This is a genomic window from Terriglobus sp. YAF25 (genome assembly GCF_052113305.1).
Classification (GTDB): domain Bacteria; phylum Acidobacteriota; class Terriglobia; order Terriglobales; family Acidobacteriaceae; genus Terriglobus.
The window spans coordinates 1-1550 of sequence record NZ_JBFRCY010000906.1 but is presented as its reverse complement, the minus strand read 5'-3'; the positions used below and the strand labels follow the sequence as shown (position 1 = coordinate 1550).

General features: G+C 59.5%; 1 protein-coding gene and 1 pseudogene. Both read right to left on the bottom strand.

What is annotated here, in order from left to right:
• Positions 1-778: pseudogene (locus AB4043_RS25075) on the bottom strand (selenocysteine synthase); the annotation flags it as partial.
• 114 nt (positions 779-892) lie between these two features.
• Positions 893-1550, bottom strand: a 658-nt coding sequence (locus tag AB4043_RS25070) for an RraA family protein (protein ID WP_442308468.1), incomplete at its 5' end; no start/stop codon positions are given.

Sequence of the window (1550 nt, the reverse complement as noted above, 5' to 3'; positions counted from 1 at the left end):
GGCCTGCGTTCTGCGGACCACGCAGTCCCTTGCCACCAGAGAAGCACACCAGGTCAAAGCCCATCTCCGTGTACTTCCACAGATTCGAAATCGGAGGAACATCGGCGGCGGCATCCAAATGGCACGGCACACCATGCTCATGCGCAACCTGCAGCCAGGTCTCGCGATCGATAATTCCGGGCTCCGACTCCGGTCCGGCGGAGTTGAAGTAGTTGGTCATCACCGTGCGTTCACTGAACGCGCTCTTGTACTCTTCCAGGCTTCCTACCTCGCGGATGGTCACACCGCAGATCAGCATCGCATGGTCATACTCGTAGCGATGCTTCTTCTGCACGATGACCTCGTAACCACGCTCACGCGCCTGCAGAGGAATCTCATTCGACTTCAGATTTCCTTTGGCCGCGACGCACGCAGCGGTGCCCAGCGTAAGCGCTGCTGACGCACCGGAGCTCACCACCGCGCCCTCGCATTTCAGGCGCTTAGCGATGTATTCACCCGAGGCGCGCTGAAGATCTTTCAGACGGACGGGATGATGCGCCGCCGCGGCCACAGCACGCTGTACTGGAGGCGCCATCACCGCGGCCGTCAGATAGGTATAGGTGCCGGCGGCGTTGATGATCTTCGCAACGCCAAGCTTGTCGTAGTAGTCCACCGCAGGTTCCGCCACCGTAGTAGCGGCGATGGCAGAGGGTGGAAGCAGAGAGGCGGCCACAGTAGCGCCAGCAGCGCCCAACAGGCGGCGGCGGCTTATCGAACGATCATCAGCACGGCGAGGCAAAGGAAGTCCCCTTTCCAGCACGAACAGGCATGTCACCTTCGGTGTGTAACTATTTGAAACGGCAAGTGGAAATCATGTCATCGGGCAGATGACCTAGGGAGTTTGGACGCTTGTTTAGATGCGTCCGAACTCCTTCACTGCGGCCACAATCGAGTGCAGCTTTTCGATATAGGGATACATGGCATGCTCGGTCTGATCGAGCTTCTGCGCGCGGATCAGCACCTCGACCGCCTTGTCCTTCGGAATCACCACTACCCCGTCCTGGTCAGCGGAAATGATGTCGCCTGGATTGACCTTCACGCCATCGCAGACGACCGGAACATTCATCCCACCGAAGCGGTAATGGCTGACTGAGGTCGAAGGCACTACGCCAGTGGCATAGACGGGAAAACCGATGCGCTTCAACTGCGGCAGATCGCGCACACCACCGTCAATCACCGCCCCGGAGAATCCGCGCGACCACATGGCCGTACCCATCAGGCCGCCCATGCCGGCGATATCCGCGCCGTCCTGCACCTGCATGACATAGACACTGTCCTTGCCGCCGCTGTCGATCGCCTGCAGCATGCCCTGTAACGCATTCGGATCGTTGTTCTCCTGCTTGAGGAGCTGCACCGTCAATGCCGTTCCGACGAACTTGGTCGGGAAGATCGACTGCATCTTGTGCGACATGTAGCGCTTTTCATGCAGCACCTGCTCGACCGCGTCAGAGACGGAAGCGGCCTCCACATGCCGATAGCCGTCCAGAACCAACTCAGGGCTCTTCTGCAGC